The sequence below is a fragment of the Propionispora hippei DSM 15287 genome (genome assembly GCF_900141835.1).
GTDB lineage: Bacteria > Bacillota > Negativicutes > Propionisporales > Propionisporaceae > Propionispora > Propionispora hippei.
Genome location: NZ_FQZD01000013.1, coordinates 16,572 through 31,470, shown reverse-complemented (window position 1 = coordinate 31,470; position 14,899 = coordinate 16,572). Strand labels below are relative to the sequence as shown.

14 protein-coding genes and 1 tRNA gene are annotated in these 14,899 nt (G+C 43.3%); 12 read left to right on the top strand and 3 right to left on the bottom strand.

Annotated features, from left to right (window positions below):
- Positions 1–367 precede the first annotated feature (367 nt).
- Entirely contained in the window at positions 368–1,015 is a 648-nt protein-coding gene (locus F3H20_RS09165) for a nitroreductase family protein (RefSeq protein WP_149734630.1), read from the top strand.
- A 104-nt stretch (positions 1,016–1,119) separates the two neighbouring features.
- On the opposite strand, the gene F3H20_RS09160 is transcribed toward F3H20_RS09165, so the two are convergent.
- Positions 1,120–1,875 (bottom strand): AAA family ATPase, encoded by a 756-nt coding sequence (locus tag F3H20_RS09160; RefSeq protein ID WP_149734629.1) that lies wholly within the window; start codon positions 1,873–1,875, stop codon positions 1,120–1,122.
- Positions 1,876–2,088: 213 nt separating this feature from the next.
- On the opposite strand from F3H20_RS09160, the gene F3H20_RS09155 reads away from it, so the two are divergent.
- From F3H20_RS09155 to F3H20_RS20440, 3 genes are all read left to right on the top strand, one after another.
- Positions 2,089–2,164, top strand: a tRNA-Ala gene (locus tag F3H20_RS09155).
- 206 nt (positions 2,165–2,370) lie between these two features.
- Positions 2,371–3,525, top strand: a complete 1,155-nt coding sequence (locus tag F3H20_RS09150) for an epoxide hydrolase family protein (RefSeq protein WP_223191701.1) — start codon at positions 2,371–2,373, stop codon at positions 3,523–3,525.
- Between the two features lie 321 nt (positions 3,526–3,846).
- Complete coding sequence (locus F3H20_RS20440) at positions 3,847–4,089, top strand: YgjV family protein (RefSeq protein ID WP_149734627.1); 243 nt, start codon at positions 3,847–3,849, stop codon at positions 4,087–4,089.
- A 94-nt stretch (positions 4,090–4,183) separates the two neighbouring features.
- Here F3H20_RS20440 and F3H20_RS09140 read toward each other — a convergent pair whose 3' ends face one another.
- Entirely contained in the window at positions 4,184–5,002 is an 819-nt protein-coding gene (locus tag F3H20_RS09140; RefSeq protein ID WP_149734626.1) for a MerR family transcriptional regulator, read from the bottom strand.
- A gap of 314 nt (positions 5,003–5,316) precedes the next feature.
- Between F3H20_RS09140 and F3H20_RS09135 the strand changes: the two genes are divergently transcribed.
- From F3H20_RS09135 to F3H20_RS09105, 7 genes are all read left to right on the top strand, one after another.
- Positions 5,317–7,656 (top strand): ATP-dependent DNA helicase, encoded by a 2,340-nt coding sequence (locus F3H20_RS09135; RefSeq protein ID WP_149734625.1) that lies wholly within the window; start codon positions 5,317–5,319, stop codon positions 7,654–7,656.
- A gap of 94 nt (positions 7,657–7,750) precedes the next feature.
- Positions 7,751–8,605 (top strand): AraC family transcriptional regulator, encoded by an 855-nt coding sequence (locus F3H20_RS09130; RefSeq protein WP_149734624.1) that lies wholly within the window; start codon positions 7,751–7,753, stop codon positions 8,603–8,605.
- Between the two features lie 33 nt (positions 8,606–8,638).
- A complete protein-coding gene (locus F3H20_RS09125; protein ID WP_149734623.1) occupies positions 8,639–9,304 on the top strand; it encodes a hypothetical protein in 666 nt (221 codons plus the stop codon).
- 39 nt (positions 9,305–9,343) lie between these two features.
- The gene (locus F3H20_RS09120; RefSeq protein ID WP_149734622.1) at positions 9,344–10,708 is read left to right on the top strand and encodes an MFS transporter; all 1,365 of its coding nucleotides are present in this window, start codon (positions 9,344–9,346) and stop codon (positions 10,706–10,708) included.
- 134 nt (positions 10,709–10,842) lie between these two features.
- Positions 10,843–11,763, top strand: a complete 921-nt coding sequence (locus F3H20_RS09115) for a malate dehydrogenase (protein WP_149734621.1) — start codon at positions 10,843–10,845, stop codon at positions 11,761–11,763.
- Between the two features lie 201 nt (positions 11,764–11,964).
- On the top strand, positions 11,965–12,477 hold the full coding sequence (locus tag F3H20_RS09110; RefSeq protein ID WP_149734620.1) for a hypothetical protein: 513 nt from the start codon (positions 11,965–11,967) through the stop codon (positions 12,475–12,477).
- A 118-nt stretch (positions 12,478–12,595) separates the two neighbouring features.
- Positions 12,596–13,216: a DNA alkylation repair protein gene (locus F3H20_RS09105; protein ID WP_149734619.1), complete on the top strand. Its 621-nt coding sequence runs from the start codon at positions 12,596–12,598 to the stop codon at positions 13,214–13,216.
- Between the two features lie 236 nt (positions 13,217–13,452).
- On the opposite strand, the gene F3H20_RS09100 is transcribed toward F3H20_RS09105, so the two are convergent.
- On the bottom strand, positions 13,453–13,875 hold the full coding sequence (locus tag F3H20_RS09100) for a PH domain-containing protein (protein ID WP_223191700.1): 423 nt from the start codon (positions 13,873–13,875) through the stop codon (positions 13,453–13,455).
- Between the two features lie 274 nt (positions 13,876–14,149).
- Between F3H20_RS09100 and F3H20_RS09095 the strand changes: the two genes are divergently transcribed.
- Complete coding sequence (locus F3H20_RS09095; RefSeq protein ID WP_149734618.1) at positions 14,150–14,896, top strand: MurR/RpiR family transcriptional regulator; 747 nt, start codon at positions 14,150–14,152, stop codon at positions 14,894–14,896.
- The last annotated feature ends 3 nt before the right edge of the window (positions 14,897–14,899 follow it).

Here is a 14,899-nt window from a genome sequence, read left to right as displayed (position 1 = left end):
GAAAGGAGGTGGAATTTTTTGCACATACATTAAGTGTACTTAATATATGTATACAGAATAAATGGGGGGTTAAAATGATTAAAAAACTTACTCTTAACATTAGTTACTCGGCTCTTGATGAACGATTCATCATCGATAGTGTATGTACAAGTTATGCGGAGAGTCAGTGGGAAAAAAACGTTTATGAATTGGAACAAGAGTATGCAAAGATGCTGGGAAACTAAGGCCGAAAGGCGACAGCGTATTTGAGAAACTGAGATAGCCATGCATAACAGGATAAGCAGGCTATAAGGTTTCTACTGAGAACGGAGTCCGGTAATTGGCAATGAACTTTAGTGTGAGTTTAAAATAGCGAGGAGAGACAGGCATGTTAAAAGAAATATTTGAGTGGAGCAGTAACCGAACATTTAAAGATCAACCTGTTCCCAAGGATAAGTTAATTAGTGTAATGGAAGCAGGACGAAGAGCACCTTCCTGGAAAAACATTCAACCCTGGAAGTTTATTGCGGTCACCGGGGTTGAAGATAAGGTAAGACTTTCTGAAATTTTTGCAATAAAGGGATTAATAAAAAAGGCACCGGCAGTAATTCTCTGTGTGGCGTCAATGAAAGCCTGGGAGAGGAGCAGTCAACATAGAAGCCTGAAAGAATTGTTACTGCATTCAGGTGTTACCATGTCTGAGAGTGATATTGACAAAATGTATCTGGACTCGGTAAGAGCACAGTCTCTCGCCCAAAACCAAGCGTCATTGATGGCGAGAACCTTTGAAAATATGGGAATTGCTTATGGGTTTATGATTTTAGAAGCAGCCAATCAGGGCTTGGGAGCCTGCATTTTGGGTGAAATTGATAATGAACTTCTGACAGTCAATCATGAAAAATATAAGGAAATAAAACAATATTTTGGGTTAGATGAAACACATGTAATTACGGCAGGCATTATTGTAGGCGTGCCGATTAGCGCCAAGGGTACTACCCCCCGGAAGGAGGCAGATGAAATTTATTCCTTTTATTAAGCAGCTTATTTGAGCCGACTGCGTAAAATTGAATTTTGACAATGATCTGTCGGAGGAGAGACCCGTTTCAACCAGACCGGGCTGGGGCGTTGTACAATATTGCATCATTGCAATAATATATCCAGCATCTTCTGATAGTTATTAAGAAACTGCTTGGTGATAACGTAATGGTCGGTTTGTTCGTAAGCTATCTGCTGCAACCCGGTGCCTTCCGGTGAGAGCTGGTAAATCAAGGCACCCGGATAAGCGAGCAGAATGGGGGAATGGGTGGCGATAATAAACTGGGAGTCCAATCGGATCAGTTCATGGATGCGGGACAGCAGGGACATTTGCCTTACCGGCGAGAGGGCGGCTTCCGGCTCGTCCAGAATATAGAGTCCCTGGCCTCGGAACCGGTTCTGAATGGCGGCAAAGAAGGATTCGCCGTGGGATTGCTCGTGCAGCGAACGACCGCCGAAAGCGTCAATGACGCGGGCCCCAATACCTTCGGAATCCATCTTTTCAATGGAAGTAGCTAAATTGTAAAAGCTCTCGGCTCGCAGGAAGAAGCCATCCCGGAGCCGCTTGGTTCCCTTGACCAGTCTAATATGCTGATATAGGCTGGAATGAGAGTCGTGTGAGGAAAAATTAAAATTTAGCGTACCTCCCTCGGGGTTGAAGCCTCGCGCTACGGCGAGGGCCTCCAGCAATGTCGATTTGCCGCTGCCGTTTTCACCAACGAAGAAGGTGATCTGCGGGTGAAACTGAATTTCCGTATGATGGGTAAACAGAGGAAGGCAAAATGGATGACGGGAAGTGTCGAGACTTTCTTCTTTTATGAATTGGCAGCATTTCAGGAAGCTTTCGCTTTTTTGCAGCATAGGTGAATCTCCGTGTTCAATATTTTGCTATACTCATTATAGCATTTTCCAGTAGTCTTTTTGACTTTCGGTGACGCCGCCTTTTCCCTCAGTTTATTTCAGGCTGTTATAAGAAAAAAATCGTAACGGTGCAGGAATTTTGACGCGCATGTAAAATACTGTGAAGTAGAATACTATGTATTGGCTGCCTATGAAAGCCCATAGTAATTAATTGGGGGCGTAGCTCAGTCGGGAGAGCGCTTGGCTCGCATTCAAGAGGTCATGGGTTCGAATCCCACCGTCTCCACCAGGCAACTCAAGGCCTGCAGGGTTATTACTCTGCAGGCCTTTTTGCTATAAGGTTTCTGCTTCACACTTAGAAAGGTTCCGGCAGTTACCAGATGTTGCCGTTGAACTGATAAATTTGGCAAAGGAAGGGGAAGCTAGTGCCTGAGCTGTCCGCCTTGTCATGTTGATCTTGAAGAATGACTCACCTAAAGGAGGAGAATGATGGCTGTGGAAGGTTTTCGTATCCAAATTGCGCAGGATGTACTCGACGATCTGCAATATAGACTGGAGCATGTTCGATGGCCAGACCAATTGAAGGATTCGGGGTGGGAACGAGGCACAGAAATGGGCTATTTGCAGTCGCTCGTTTCGTATTGGCGGGACCATTTCGATTGGCGTGCCCAGGAACAGGAACTGAACCGCTATTCCCAGTTTCGTTGTGAGGTCGACGGAATAGATTTGCACTTCGCGCATGCACGCGGTAAAGGACCCAACCCTTTACCCATTATACTGACTCACGGATGGCCTGACAGTTTTATCCGCTACAAGAAGATCATCCCTTTGTTGACCGACCCGGCCCGTTATGGCGGCGACCCGGCTGATTCTTTTGATGTGATTGTTCCCTCCCTGCCGGGATTTGGTTTTTCCAGCCGTCCTGAGCATAGCGGCATCAATAATTTTCGGGTTTCCGAGCTTTGGGCTAAACTAATGACCGAGGAGCTTGGCTATCGACGCTTTGCGGCTGCCGGTGGAGATATTGGTTCTGGCGTTACCAGATATCTGGCATTAAACCATCCGGAGCTTCTTGTTGGAATCCATCTTACAGATATCGGTATCATTAGAAATCTTATGACTTCTCATGAAGCGGATCTTGCCAGGGAAGAATTGGATTACAAGAGAAGTGCTCAACAATGGATCGCCCAAGAGGGCGCCTATATGTCCATTCAATCGACGAAGCCCCAGACGCTTACTTACGGTCTTACCGATTCACCGGTGGGGTTGGCTGGTTGGATTATTGAAAAATTCCATGCCTGGAGCGATTGCCGGGGTGATCTTGAGCAGAGTTTCAGTAAGGATGAGCTGCTTACTAATATCATGCTTTATTGGGTCACGAACACCAGTGGGTCGTCAACGCGCATATATTATGAAAATATGAATTCTTTGCCGCCTATGGGACAAATCGGGGTCCCCACGGGGATCGCTCTTTTTCCGGCTGACATACTGCTACCACCTAAAGGATGGGCGGAACGGCATTTGAATATAACTCGCTGGACGTTAATGCCTCGCGGCGGTCATTTTACTGCCATGGAGGCTCCCGAGCCTTTGGCTGAGGATATTCGCGCATTCTATCGGCCATTTAGAACCGGAGCGAAAAAAGAATAATTCACTTACGGCTGTCACAAAGACTTGACCTACGGGACATCCCAGGCTTTATAAAAAACAGGATTTTTGGTAAAGAGTATAGAATTATTCTAAAACTAAATAAGGAAGTATAGCTTAATCGCATCTTTGCCTGTTTCTTTATCAAACAGGAGAAGATGCTTTTTGTTTGAAAAATGTTAATGCTGAACTATCTTAGCTCAGGCTGAACGTTTACAGATTTTGTTTCTTAAGAACGGTGGTCCTTTGCCGGTCAATCCGAATAATCTATCTAAGCTAAAGGTATACTCAGTTTGGAAAGCCATAAGGAAAGGTTGAGATAATATGGAGAGCATCAATATAGTAGAAGGGTTGGGCTACCTGGCTTCCGGTTTAGTAGCTGTTTCCTTCTTAATGAAATCTATAAATAAACTGCGGTTGGTGAACACGGTAGGTTCCATATGTTTTGTCATCTATGCCGTTGCTATTCATGCAATACCGGTGGCCTTGATTAATTTATTTACAGTCTGCATAAACATATATTATTTGACTAAAAAAGATGTCTCGAAGCAAGCGAATAAGCGATAGCTTGCTCCTGATTTTGCCATATTTTGTGATCAGGCCGGACAATTGAACAGAAGTACCGGCCGTTGTTATTGATGACCGGTACTTCTGTTGGGTATTATTTTTTTCTTACGGGAAAGCAAACTTCTGTTACCCATTCATCAGGGTTTGGCGACTGTGCGGGACTCACGTGATAGATGTTGAACATTGAGCCGGCAAATTCATACCGATTGTCTCTCACCCAATTAGCTACCGCCTGGTTCACGGCGGCGATATGTTCATAACCTCCCTGGAATGTTGCCGATGCAACGGTGATGGGGGGGACGGTTTTAAACACCACGTGCTCTTTGTTTTTATAAGTACCCTGAACGGAGAGTTGAATTTCGATATCCGGGTCGTGTTCCTCGTATTCCTGATCATGAAAAACAGCAATAGCATAGCAGGGACTGGCAAGCTGTACATGCTGGTGGGTGATTTCTTTCATTAGTTCCTCCCAGAGTATTCCTTCTTCATTATAAGAAGGAATACTCTTTCTTATGGATGCCACCAGTCTTTGCGGCATTTCTTTCAAAACGACGTTATAGTTCATAGCATTTTCATCCTTTCCAAGACGATTGATGATTGTCTCAAGACTTTGTAACCGGTGAGCAGTTTTTTTCGCTTGTTCTTTTACCTCTGCCTGCTTTATTAGCAGGAATTCTCTTAGAGCTTGTGGATCATGATAGGTTCTTAAAACTTCCGTGATAGTAGATAAAGTAAAGCCCATTTCTTTAAGGGCGTGGATTCGATTGGCCAGTGGTAACTGGGTTTCACTGTAATAACGATATCCTGTAAAATTGTCGACATGCTCTGGAATCAACAAGCCGATTTCGTCGTAATGCCGCAACATCCGGATACTTACTCTTGAGAGCTTAGAAAAATCTCCAATTCGTAACATTTATTTCCCTCACATGCATGTGTATTTTAGAGCTCGTATTTATTATACGGTCTACCACACTGGTAGAGTCAATAAAAAGGGGCAATTTGATTTGCCTTGTCCAGTGTCGCCTATTTTCTTTTGAAAAATATAGAATATAATATGGTTATTACAGTCTGCATAAAGGCACATAGCTTGCCCTCAGAATATATCCAGGCAAGCGGAAGAAGTGTTATAACGTCTCAGCGCGTTCCGGTCGGAAAATATATATAAAAATAATTGCTGCGAAATAATAAATTGGTTTACATATGGCAGGAAGTGAGGTGCCGGCTTAGGTGATACCGCATGTAGTCCGTATATCAGTAAAAGATTTAGTAGAGTATACCTTGCGTTCGGGTGATATTGATACTCGCTTTGTGGGAGCCAGCAGAGCGGTAGAAGGAACCCGAATACACCAAAAGCTGCAAAAGGCTGGTGGCGACAATTATATAGCGGAAGCCCCGCTAAAATATGAAATTAGCTACAAAGACTTCCTGTTTCTGGTAGAGGGCCGGGCCGATGGGATCATTAGCGAGCAGCGGCAGGTCGTGATCGATGAAATCAAGACAACGGCTATTCCCCTGGAACGAATTGATGAGACCTTTAATACCCTGCATTGGGCTCAGGCCAAATGCTATGGACTTATTTATGGTGAGCAAAACAATATAGAGCAGCTCGATATTCAATTGACCTATTACAATATTGATACAGAGGAAATAAAGCGACTGAGAGAAACCGTTACCCTGCAGGAATTGCGAACGTTTTTTTACGGGCTGCTGGAGAGCTATTTAGTTTGGGCTAAGCAGCTTGAGGCCTGGAAGGAACTGCGGGACTCTTCCATAAAAAAACTGAAGTTTCCTTTTCCAGCTTATCGCCGCGGTCAGCGGGAGTTGGCGGTTGCGGTATATCGAACCGTTTCGGATAATAAAAAACTATTTGTCCAGGCACCCACCGGGATTGGGAAAACCATTTCCACTTTGTTTCCGGCCGTTAAAGCGATGGGCGAGCATAAAACGGGCAAGATATTTTATTTGACGGCCAAAACCATTACCCGCCAAGTGGCAGAAGCAGCCGTGAACGTCATGCGGAGCTGTGGCTTGGACTTTAAATCCATTACGATCACGGCGAAAGATAAAATCTGTTTTAAGGAAGAATCCATATGCAACCCGGACCATTGCGAATATGCCCAAGGACACTTTGATCGGGTCAATGACGCCATTACGGAGTTGTTTTTGCAGGAACGAGCCTTTACCCGGGAGGTAATCGAAGCCTATTCACAAAAGTATACGGTATGTCCCTTTGAACTTTCCCTGGACTTAGCCGTATGGGCCGACTGCATTATTTGTGACTATAATTATGTTTTTGATCCCCGGGTGTATTTAAAACGATTTTTTCAGACCGGTCAGGGTGACTATACCTTTCTAATTGATGAAGCGCATAATTTAGTGGACCGGGCCAGAGAGATGTTTTCCGCCGAACTAACCAAGAGCACCTTCTTGAAAGTGAAAAACCTCTATAAAGGCCAGCATATTGGTAAAACTCTGGGTAAAATTAATACGGTTATGCTGGGCATGAAAAAAAAGTGCAGCGAAGAGGGGTATTATACACAATTGGACCAACCGGAGGAACTCTATCCCCTGCTTTGGACGTTTGCCAAAAAAGCTTCTGCGTTATTAACCGACAATCATAAAGCAGAGGGCTATGATGCTTTGCTGGAACTTTATTTTAATGTGCTGATATTTTTGAAAATGGCGGAGCTCTACGATGACCACTATATTACGTATGTAGAAACATCCTCGTCAGAGGTTACGGTGAAGCTGTTTTGCCTTGATCCCTCCAAGCTGTTGGGGGAAGCAGTCCGGCGAGGCAAGTCCGGTGTATTCTTTTCGGCCACATTGGTCCCGCTGGATTATTTTAGTGAAATATTGGGTGGTGAGGCAACGGATGCAAAAATTGCCTTCCCGTCACCCTTTAAGGTCGAAAATTTATGCTTACTGGTGGCTGATCAGATATCCACCAAGTTCAAAAACCGGGAGAGCAGCTACCGGGAAATTGCTCAATATATTCATCTGGTGATCCAGCAGAAAACCGGGAATTATCTTGTTTTTTTCCCTTCCTATCACTATATGCAGGAAGTGCAGCAGGTTTTTTCGGAATTGCACCCTGATATTGAGACTCTTATACAGACCAATGTCATGTCGGAAGCAGAGCGGGAACGTTTCTTAGCGCGGTTTCAGCCGGACCGTAACCTCATGTTAGTGGGCTTCTGCGTGCTAGGGGGGATTTTTTCGGAAGGTATTGACCTCAAAGGGGACAAGCTGTTGGGGACTGTAATTATCGGAGTGGGACTTCCCCAGATCTGTTTAGAGCGCAATCTGATCATGGAGCATTTTAAAAAGAAAAATGAACTGGGCTTTGAATATGCTTATATGTATCCCGGTATGAATAAAGTGCTGCAGGCGGCTGGACGGGTGATTCGTTCTGAAGACGATAAAGGAGTAGTACTTTTGATTGATGAAAGATTCTCCAGCTATTATTATAAAAAACTGTTTCCGGCCCATTGGCGTTATCCCAGGGAGGTACGCGACGGGAAGGAACTTAACTCACGAATTCAAGTGTTTTGGAAAGGCCTGTGATATAGTGCTGTAGATATATTTTACTACGGCAACTGATAAAATCTTGACGGTTAAATAGGCGAATTAGCTGAATTTTGATGGGGGCGGCGCTGGTATGTCGGGAGAGAATGAGGAACAAGCGAATTACTGGATCATGCCGGAATTGAATAATCTGGAATTGCTGCATGCGAAATATGTGAAACAGTCTTTTGCAAAGCATATTCATGAAGGATTTGCAATTGGTGTGATCGAAGCGGGGGCACTCCGTTTTTCCTACCGGGGTAAAACGAATATTGCAACTCCGGGCTGTATTAACCTGGTCATTCCCGGAGAAGCTCACGACGGTACGGCTTTATCGGAAGAAGGATGGACCTACCGGATGTTCTATCTTGAGTCAAAGCTTTTGGAGCAGGCTGCTGCTAAACTGTCCGGTAAGGCAGGGAGAATTCCTTTTTTTGCGGACGGGGTGGTCAAAGATGATGCTATGGCCAACCGTATTAAAACAGCTCACTGCTCACTGGAAAAGGCAGTGTTGCCGCTTATCGAGCAGGAGTCTATGGTATTGACTCTGCTGACGGAATTTATTTCGCGTCATGCCGCGGAGCGCTTGCCGGTAAAAACTGCCGGGAAGGATCATCGGGCGGTTCAAGTAGCACGTGAATATATTGAGGAGACCTATGCCCGGAATTTTTCGCTCAGCGAATTATCCGCCGTCTGCCATCTCAGTTCGTTTCACTTGCTGCGAATATTCAGGGAGCGGCTGGGAGTTCCGCCACATGCCTATTTAAAACAGGTGAGAATCAAGCGGGCCAAGGAACTGCTGGCAAAAGGACGTTCTATGGCATTTGTTGCTCAGGAGACAGGATTTACCGATCAGAGTCACTTTGCCAGGCAGTTTAAGCAGATTACCGGCATCACACCGAAAAAATACAGCAATATCATACAAGAAAATTCTCCGCCAGGGATTTAGAATGAAAGAAATTCTTATTAGGAGATGGTGGCTATGTTATGTGTCACGGATACCTGGCGGCAGATACACCAAGGTGCAAGTATGGGCCTTATGGTTGTAAAAAATATAGGAAAGCCGGCAAACGCTGAAGCCGGTGAAACGTGCAAACGGGAACTGGAGGCTAAGCTGCGGCAAACCTTTACGAGTAAAGAAGAACTGGTGAATTACTTTCCTATTTCAGTTTATAGTCAGTATTACAAGCAATATAAAAAGACATACCATGTTTTGCAGCAGTTAGAGTCTGTCGTTTTCAAAGAAAGGTCGATTCCCTCCGTTTCCCCAGCCGTGGAAGCGATGTTTATGGCGGAACTAAAAAATGGCCTGCTAACGGCCGGTCATGATTACGATGCGCTGCATTTGCCCTTAACGCTGGATGCGGCGGGAGGACAGGAGCAGTATACCCTGATAAACGGCAAGGAACAACGGGTAAAGGCTCAGGATATGATACTATCCGATACGGCAGGTGTCATTTCAAGCATTATCTATGGTCCTGACCGGCGGACCCGGATTGACCCGGAAACCAGGCAGGCTGTCTACACCGTTTATGCCCCGGCGGGGATTCCACAGGAACTGGTGAACCGTCATTTAGCCGATATATACGCTTATATTAGACTGATGATACCGGAAGCTTCTTTGGATTGGCAGGAAATAGTCATGTAAAAGAATCTGAACAGAAATGGAAATAAAATGGTGAGTCCCATGACAAAAGATATAAAAATAGCCTTATTAATGGCTGCCAGTCTCTTTATGGAGATTTTAGATGGAACTATCGTAACGACGGCATTGCCGACCATGGCCCAGGATTTTCGCACAAGTCCGGCCACCATCGCGTTAATGGTCAGTGTATATTTGATTACCGTTGCTATTTTTATCCCTTTAAGCGGCTGGATGGCCAGGCGGTTTGGCAAGAAACGAATTTGGATTATAGCGGTTGGTCTCTTTACCCTTAGTTCACTTTGCAGTGCCTTAGCCCCAACCTTTGCGTTCCTATTGCTTATGAGAATTGTCCAGGGGATTTCGGGAGCCTTGATGGTACCGACAGCAAGGTTGATCGTGCTAGAAAAAACACCGCCTTCACGGCTCTTAACCATGGTCGGCTATCTTACCTGGCCTGCTTTGATTGCACCGGCCATCGCACCGTTGTTTGGCGGATTTATTGTTACGTACTGGAGCTGGCATTGGATCTTTTTGATTAATATCCCCATTGGTTTGATCAGTGCCTTTATCGGTATAAAATTGATCGACACCGATCAGGTCAGTAATAGGGCTGCGTTTGATTTTTTAGGATTTATCGAAGTTGCCTGTTTATCCGGCGCCATTCTTACGGGAGCCGAGCTGGCCACGCGTGGCAAAGAATATTGGTTTAGCGCCTCCGGATTAATTGTTTTAGGGGTAATACTGGGCTTTATTGTTTTCAATCACCTAAAACAAGCAGCTCATCCGTTATTTTCCCTGGATTCACTAAAAATTACTTCATTTAGAGTTTGTCAGACCGGAGGTTCTGTTTTGTGGCTGTCTGTTGGGGCCATGCCTTATCTGTTGACGGTTTTTTTACAAACCGTTTTTCAATGGTCTGCTGTAAAAGCAGGCAGCTATGTGTTGTTTATTTTTGTTGGTAATATTGGCATTAAACCCTTTACCAATTTTATTATTCGAAATTTAGGTTATCGCGGTGCACTCTTATCCTCCTTTGGAATGGTATTTGCAGCATCCTTCGCTTTGGCATTCATTCAAATCAACACATGGCCTGCTTGGATCATGTTTCTTGCTTTCGTCTCCGGTGTAGGCCGTTCCCTGGCTCTGACGGCCTACAATGGCTTAAGTTTTTCTGAAGTAGAACCTCAGCACCGGAACAGCGCCAATACACTGAATTCTGTTACGTCCATATTGTCTCAGGGCATGGGAATATCACTCATCACCGTGATTGCCAATTTATTGCAGCATTTCTATCCCATGACGGTCGCCTATGAATTATGCTTTGCTTTTCTTGGCCTGCTGATGATCTATCCCGTCATTGAAGTATTCTTCCTACCGAAACATATTGGCCAGGCAACAATTAATTAGTATTATAGGTAAATTATTATTAATTTCATAGAATAATAGTATTTTACTTATCATTATTCCGGTGCTAGACTATGGGTAAATCATTTAATATATTAAAAAGATTGAACACATTCAGTTTGAAGGAGCCGATTATTATGAAAATCTCTATTATTGGTGCAGGCAATGTTGGCGCTACGGCAGCAAATGTGATTGCCCTAAAAAATATAGCCAGTGATGTTGTTTTGTTAGATGTTAAAGAAGGCGTTGCTGAAGGAAAATCTGTTGATATGCTGCAACAATTAGCGATAATGGGATCGAACACAAGAATTGTCGGTTGTACCAATGACTATAAGAAAACAAGCAATTCGGATATCGTTATTATTACCTCCGGTATTGCCCGAAAACCGGGAATGAAGCGAGAGGAACTCATCGGAATTAATGCCGGAATTATGAAAGACGTTGTAAATGCTTGTACAGTATATTCTCCGGAAGCCATCTATATTATTGTATCGAATCCGGCCGATACCTTAACCTATTTGACAATAAAACATATGGGATTGCCCCGGAATAAGGTCGTTGGCATGAGCGGCGTACTCGATAGCAGCCGATTCATTTATTATTTAAGTCAGGCCATTGGTTGTCATCCTAATGATGTCGATGGCATGGTTATTGGTGTTCATGGAGATTTTATGCTCCCTTTGACACGTTTTGCTTTTTATAAAGGCATTCCCGTTAACAAATTATTGGATGCAAGAGTTATGTCAGAAGTTTGCGCAAAAACAAAAGACGGTGGTGGAATTTTGACCCGGCTTTTGGGAACTTCTGCCTGGTATGCCCCGGGGGCGGCCATTGCTACGATGGCTGAAGCGATTGCAAAAGACACTAAAAAACTCATGTCCTGTATTACCTATCTTGATGGTGAATATGGGAATACAGATGTATGTGCTGCTGTCCCGGTAATTTTAGGAAGGGCCGGCATGGAAAGAATTGTTGATTTGGAATTGAATGCAGAGGAACAGGCTTTGTTTAATCAAAGTACTGCTGCGTCGAAGCAAATCAATAGGATGTTAAAATAGCGCGATATGCCAGGATAAAAAGCATATAGGCTACCCATGAAATGGAGGTGCCGCAGTTTGCGGCACCTCCATTTCAATAAGCCTGTTACCTAACGGTCAATCTCCATGTCCTACTTTTTTCTTCCTTTAACTCAGTCGTTAAGTATAATATGTTTTATGCCATATTATACTATAAAGGTCGAGATAAGGAGGGACAGGCTAATGGACGATAGATTCAAAAGGGGATTCCTGGTGGGAATTGTGAGTGGAATTATTGCCAATGTCATTGATCTTCTGCTGGGGAGTATGGGATTGACTACGCTGCGATTTGTAGACTGGACTGGCATCGTCGTCCTGGCTCACGTACCCCCCTATACCTTCGCAGAGACAGTTTTCACCTTTATAAGTCAAATATTCTTTACAGCCGTAATTGGGGTTGTGTTTGTATATCTGCTTCCTCTGATAAATAGCAAAAATCTTTTTTTGAAAAGTTGGTTTTTTTCCCTGCTGATATGGTTCTCAGTCGACGGAATTACGACATTATATAAAGTAGACGGAACCTTTCCTATACCTTTGAAAACAGGTATAACCAATGTAATATCATCAACAATATTCGGCCTGGTAATGGCACAATGTCTACAGATGCTTGAGCACGCAAGGGCAACCTCCCCGGTCATGCCGCAGCCTGCTATGAAACCGCTTGATCCCCCGGATGAAGAGGACAGCTTGCCTTAACTGAGGGGATGGACAGTTGGAAATGTTCCTCTGCTCATCAAGGAAAAATCACCATATTTGCAGCAAAGGAATTGCAAAAACGTAATGCTGTGAAGTATGCTGTAAATAGGTGATATTTATGTATGAAGATACGATTGAAAAGATAAAAAAAATCGAGCATGGATTTAAGGAAACAGAACATGCGGCTAACCTGATTGTCAGCAATCATTCAGAAACTGCTTGCTTCTTGCTGGCAAAACAGTATTACCAATCAGAGCATTATCAAGTCAGATCCTTGGCTGCATTTATCTGCGGTGCCATTTCAAGCAGATTGTATGAGTCATTAATTTTTTTAAAGGATGAGGTTGCTTTAGATACAAGCTGGCAAGTTCAGGAAGTACTGGCCCAAGCATTTGATCGGTTTTGTTATGATCAGGGATATGAAAACTCACTGCCGATCATGGACGAATGGTTAAACCATAGTAATCCGAACGTCAGAAGAGCGGTTACCGAGGGCTTGCGAATATGGACCGGCCGGGATTATTTCAGACAGAACCCAGACGAAGCGATAAAATTGCTTGCGAACTTAAGGGATGAGCCCAGTGAATATGTAAGAAAATCAGTGGGCAATGCTTTGAAGGATATCAGTAAGAAGCATGGAGCATTAGTGGAAGCAGAGCTTCAAACCTGGGATGTATCACCAAAAGCAGTGCAACAAGTCTATAAACTGGCTAGAAAGCATCTGGACAATAGATTATGAGATTTTCATACTTAATAGCAAAGTAAACCGGCCCATCATCTTTCATGATGGGGCCAGTTTTTGTATATACCTGAGTTAATAGGAAGCACCGTTAAAATGAAAGTTGAGCTGAAAAGGTAAAAGAAAGACTAAGTAAATTGAATAAGCGCTGCTGCCTATAAACCTACAGAATGAGGTAATGCCGGTTTTGGCGACACCCCATTTAATTTGCAATATACCGTGCCAAGACAGTGCAGTTAGCGCAAGGTATAGGAGGCAAGAACACCTTGCAGTTCATAAATGTTAAGGTTCTTATTGAACTTCTTTTCAATGGGAGTGTCTGTGCCGGAAATCCAAATTTTGAGTTCGGCATCCAGATCAAAATGACCGGCAGTTTCGATACTAAAATGAGTTATGGCGCGATATGGGATGGAATGATATTCAACCTTTTTTCCGGTAATTCCCTGTATATTCACTAAGATCAGACGCTTATCCGTAAATATAAACATATCACGAATGAGTCGATACGCTTTTTCAATTCTCTCGTTATTGGCGAGAATTCTAGCATAATCATTTTGGATAGCACTAATATCAACCTCGGACGCATTGCCAAGAACCGAATCCAAAAAGCCCAAAGTAACAACTCCCTCATCATTAAAATCCACAATATCATTATACATGGAGTTGCTGTGTATTGTCAGAATAAGTTTATGGGAATTAGATGGGATATTGAACAATTAATACATGATTTAGCAGGAATTCCTTATTCTGAATCTAAGATAATATTTAATGAATTTTAAAGATGAGGAATGAAATGCTGCTCCACGGACAGCTTGCTATAGTCGGTTCGGGAGCAACTTCCGTTTCTATTAAATAAGCTTATTGATTGATAAAGGGGAAACGTGCGATTTAGCGGGCTGGATGGTGCGATAATAATATAAAGGATTGAACACTATGTTTTCGTATGATATTATTCAAAAATTTAATGAAACGGAGATCTTAATTTATAAATATATAATAGCGAACCAAGATAAAATTCCCTTTATGACAATCCGTGAATTAGCAAATGAGTTGAAGCTTTCAACGTCCACGATATTGAGGTTCTGCAATAAAATAGATTGCGGCAGCTATTCGGAGTTTAAGAAAAAATTAAAGGAAAATATAGTAGAGATAGCTAACATTGCTCCACAAAGTGACTTGCAGGTATTGCTACACTATTTTCAAGGAACCAATACCAGTGCCTTCGAAACTAAAATCAAACAAGGTGTGAAGATTATACAAGATGCGGAAATGGTCGTGTTTATCGGTGGGGGTTCTTCGGGAACTCTTGCCAGATATGGTTCGAGGTACTTTTCGAATTTAGGTAAATTTTCTATAGGATTGGAAGATCCCTATTATCCCGTCATTGATATCGGTGAAAAGAAGGTAATGCTTTTAGTACTTTCAGTTTCAGGTGAAACGAAAGAAATAGTGGATCTTATTAAAAAGTTTCAAGCCTGCAATAGTAAAATATTAAGTATCACCAACCAACCTAATTCTACAATTGCTAAGATGTCTGATTGGAATATTTCGTACAACATGGATATGCAACGGGTAAACGGTGGATTTAATGCCACGTCGCAGGTTCCCGTATTGTTTCTAATGGAAGTGCTTGCAAGAAGACTAAAATGCGATAGGAACAGCCTGTTACTTGATAAGTAACAG

Excerpts from the sequence above, each read along its gene's own strand:
- F3H20_RS09105 (WP_149734619.1), top strand. The coding sequence starts at position 12,596 with ATGTATGAAGATACGATTGAAAAGATAAAAAAAATCGAGCATGGATTT.
- F3H20_RS09140 (WP_149734626.1), bottom strand. The coding sequence starts at position 5,002 with ATGTTACGAATTGGAGATTTTTCTAAGCTCTCAAGAGTAAGTATCCGG.
- F3H20_RS09110 (WP_149734620.1), top strand. The coding sequence starts at position 11,965 with ATGGACGATAGATTCAAAAGGGGATTCCTGGTGGGAATTGTGAGTGGA.
- F3H20_RS09095 (WP_149734618.1), top strand. The coding sequence starts at position 14,150 with ATGTTTTCGTATGATATTATTCAAAAATTTAATGAAACGGAGATCTTA.
- F3H20_RS09125 (WP_149734623.1), top strand. The coding sequence starts at position 8,639 with ATGTTATGTGTCACGGATACCTGGCGGCAGATACACCAAGGTGCAAGT.
- F3H20_RS09120 (WP_149734622.1), top strand. The coding sequence starts at position 9,344 with ATGACAAAAGATATAAAAATAGCCTTATTAATGGCTGCCAGTCTCTTT.
- F3H20_RS20440 (WP_149734627.1), top strand. The coding sequence starts at position 3,847 with ATGGAGAGCATCAATATAGTAGAAGGGTTGGGCTACCTGGCTTCCGGT.
- F3H20_RS09165 (WP_149734630.1), top strand. The coding sequence starts at position 368 with ATGTTAAAAGAAATATTTGAGTGGAGCAGTAACCGAACATTTAAAGAT.
- F3H20_RS09160 (WP_149734629.1), bottom strand. The coding sequence starts at position 1,875 with ATGCTGCAAAAAAGCGAAAGCTTCCTGAAATGCTGCCAATTCATAAAA.
- F3H20_RS09115 (WP_149734621.1), top strand. The coding sequence starts at position 10,843 with ATGAAAATCTCTATTATTGGTGCAGGCAATGTTGGCGCTACGGCAGCA.
- F3H20_RS09130 (WP_149734624.1), top strand. The coding sequence starts at position 7,751 with ATGTCGGGAGAGAATGAGGAACAAGCGAATTACTGGATCATGCCGGAA.
- F3H20_RS09100 (WP_223191700.1), bottom strand. The coding sequence starts at position 13,875 with ATGTATAATGATATTGTGGATTTTAATGATGAGGGAGTTGTTACTTTG.